We start from the raw sequence: 2,945 nt of genomic DNA on the forward strand, positions 1-2,945 counted from the left end.
CGTCGTCGCGCACCTCCAGCCGCAGCTGGCCGTTCTCTTCCACCAATGACACGTCGACCCGCCGCGCGCCGCTGTGGCGCAGCACGTTGGTCAGCGCCTCCTGCAGGAAGCGCAGCAGGTCGAGGTTCTGCGAGGGCGCGAGCGTCAGCGCCTGCAGGCCTTCCACGCGCCAACGGCATTCGATGCCGTTGGCCTCGAGCAATTGCGTGAGCCGGTGGCGCAGCGGCGCGACCAGGTCGGCGAGCGCATGCGCGCCGTCGTCGCGGCCGTTGGCGTCGATGATCAGCCGCAGGTCGTCGCGCAGCCGCTTGAGCATGGCCAGCAGCTGCGGCGCGCTCAGGTGCTCGGGCGTGCGCTCCAGCGTCGCGATGCTGCCCACCAGCATGCCGCCGAGGCCGTCGTGCAGGTCGCTCGCGAGGTTCACGCGCTCGCCGATGCGCGCATGCGCGAGCTCCAGCGCATGGCGCTGCGACAGCGTGGCCGCGAGCTCGTCCTTGGCCGCGTTCACTTCCTGGATCAGCTCGGTGTTGAAGTTCTCGATGCGGCGCAGGCTCTGCACGAAGCGCCCGGCCTGCGTCAGCGCCATGCCCAGCAGCAGCACGTAGGACGACATGGTGGTGTAGTAGAGGTTGCTGTCGATCACCTGGGTGAACACCAGCAGGTCGTGCGCGCCGGTGAGCGCCGACACCGCCATGAAGGGCGCGAGCGAGCGCATCGGGCTGCCGCGATGGCGCCAGGCGTGGACGATGGCGGCGCTGTTGACCACGATGATCGTCAGCCCGCCGACCAGCGTCCAGATCGCGCGGTGCAGCGGCAGCGCCGCGGGCGCGGCCAGCCACAGGTCGAGCACGCCGACCGCCGCGGCCAGCAGCGAGGCGCCCTCGAGCAGCGGCATGCGGCGGTCGCAGAAGCGCAGCGCGAACACCGCGTAGGCGGTGCTGAAGACCAGCAGCAGCGAGGTGTTGAGCGCCTGCCAGGCCGAGGTGGTGGCGAAGGGCCAGGGGCTGGTGGCGATCTGGTTGTAGCCGAACAGCAGCCACAGCATGGACATCAGCGCGAACCAGCCGTAGGCGGTTTCGCGCCGCCGCAGCAGCCATAGCGCCGCGAAGAAGGCCGACACCGCCGCGCTGACCGCGAGGCCCAGCACCTGCAGGTCGCGCCGCACCACGCGCTCGCGTTCGTAGGTGGCCTGCAGCACGGCCGGCGGCCCGACCACGACGGGCCCCAGCCCGGCCTGGTAGACCGCGAGTCCCGAGACGCGCACCAGCAGGGTGTTGGTGCCCGCGCGCAGCAGCGGCGGCGCCAGCAGCCAGTAGCGCGGCGTGTTCCAGGCCCGCGTCAGCGGCTCGACCAGGCTGGCGTCGCGCGAGATCGGCGTGCCGTTGAGGTACACGGCGCCGGCCATGTTGAGGTAGTGCAGCAGCAGGCCGGTCTCGCGCGGTTCCGTGGGCTGCTCCCAGCGCAGCCGGTACCAGGCCACGCCGTCGAAGCCGCTCCAGCGATCGGCCCAGTTGTCGGGCAGGGCGGCCACCGGCTCCCAGCCGTTCTCGGGTGGACGCGTGTCGTGCCAGCCGGCGGCGCGCACGGCCTCGATGCGCAGCGCGGGGAAGTCCTGGGCCAGCGCGCCATGCGCGCACAGCAGCAGCGCCAGCGCCGCGGCCAGGCGGTGCAGGAAGCTCAGCGCAGCAGCCCGTGCAGCCGCGCCTGGTAGACCGCTTCGGTGCGCGATCCGACGGCCAGCTTGCGGTAGATGTTCTTGGTGTGGCATTCCACGGTCAATCGGGAGATCGAGAGCATTTCGGCCATGTCGCGGTTGCTGAGGCCCTGCGACACCAGTTCGAGGATGCGGTGCTCGCGCCGGCTCAGCAGCGCGGCGGCGGGCGCTTCCTCCTTGCGCGGCGCGATGCCCGACGCGGGCAGCAGCTCGCCCGGCTGGGTGTCGGCGGTCATGGCCGGGATCGGCAGCGGCGCGGGCATGGTCGCGGGCGCGGCGTTCGGCTGATGCGTGAGCCAGCCCAGGATGCGCCGCGCGATCGCGGGATCGATCGGCGCGCCGCCCTGCTCGATGCTGCGCAGTGCGATGCTGAGCTCGAGGTCGTCGCGCTCCTTGAGCAGGTAGCCGATGGCGCCCGCGCGCAGCGCCGCGAAGATGGTTTCCTCGGTGCGGTAGGCCGAGATCACCACCGCCGGCAGGCGCGGGTGGTGCTGCCGCAGCCAGCCGATCAGGTCGACGCCGCTGCCGTCGGGCAGCCCGATGTCGACCAGCGCCACGCCGAAGCTGCGTTCGGCCAGCAGCGCCCGTGCCGAGGCCACGCTGTCGGCCCAGGCGATCTGCGGCGCGGTGCAGCCCAGCGTGCCGAGCACATAGGCCAGCCGCTGCTGCATGGCCGGATCGTCCTCGACCACCAGCGCGGGGGTCAGCGACACGGGTTCTGGGGTTTCCGGAAAAGGCGTGGACATGGCGGCGGGGCGATTTCCCTGGATTGTCGCCAGTTATTGCAATTTGTATCGCCGTCGTGGTTTTGCTGGCGCGTGCGCAGCGCCACGGACAATCGCGCGCATGCCCGACCTTCGCGAACTCATGCGCCAGTTTCCGCGCGCCGGCCGTCTCGAGGCCGTCTACCTGCGGCCCGCGCGGCGCGTGCCGGTGCAGGCCGTCGAGGGCGCGCAGGCGCTCGCGGGCCTGGGACTGGAAGGCGACCGCGCGAGTGCGGCCAAATCCGGCGGCAAGCGCCAGGTCACGCTGATCCAGGCCGAGCACCTGGGCGCGATCGCCGCGCTGACCGGCCATGCGGCCATCGACGCCGCGCTGCTGCGGCGCAACCTCGTGGTGTCGGGCCTGAACTTGATCGCCGCGCGCTCGCTGTTCCGCGACCAGCCGCTGGTGCTGCGGCTCGGCGACTCGGTGCGACTCGAGATCACGGGCCCGTGCGAGCCCTGCTCGC

Annotated in this window: 3 protein-coding genes; 1 reads left to right on the plus strand and 2 read right to left on the minus strand. The window is 72.0% G+C overall.

Annotation, left to right across the window (positions count from 1 at the left end; all coding sequences use genetic code 11):
• Together AC27VN_RS37660 and AC27VN_RS37665 are read right to left on the minus strand one after the other, a co-directional pair.
• Nucleotides 1-1,768 (minus strand): sensor histidine kinase (locus tag AC27VN_RS37660; RefSeq protein WP_490879957.1); only part of this gene is annotated, 1,768 nt, incomplete at its 3' end.
• Nucleotides 1,678-2,460, minus strand: a complete 783-nt coding sequence (locus AC27VN_RS37665; RefSeq protein ID WP_490879958.1) for a response regulator transcription factor — start codon at nucleotides 2,458-2,460, stop codon at nucleotides 1,678-1,680. The genes AC27VN_RS37665 and AC27VN_RS37660, both read right to left, overlap by 91 nt.
• A 100-nt stretch (nucleotides 2,461-2,560) precedes the next feature.
• Here AC27VN_RS37665 and AC27VN_RS37670 point away from each other — a divergent pair.
• Nucleotides 2,561-2,945, plus strand: a 385-nt coding sequence (locus AC27VN_RS37670; RefSeq protein ID WP_490879959.1) for an MOSC domain-containing protein, incomplete at its 3' end; no start/stop codon positions are given.

This window comes from Variovorax sp. 20P10.2.4, assembly GCF_058244205.1.

What these genes read in the sequence shown, in the direction of transcription:
- AC27VN_RS37665 (WP_490879958.1), bottom strand. Translation starts at nt 2,460, where the DNA reads ATGTCCACGCCTTTTCCGGAAACCCCAGAACCCGTGTCGCTGACCCCC.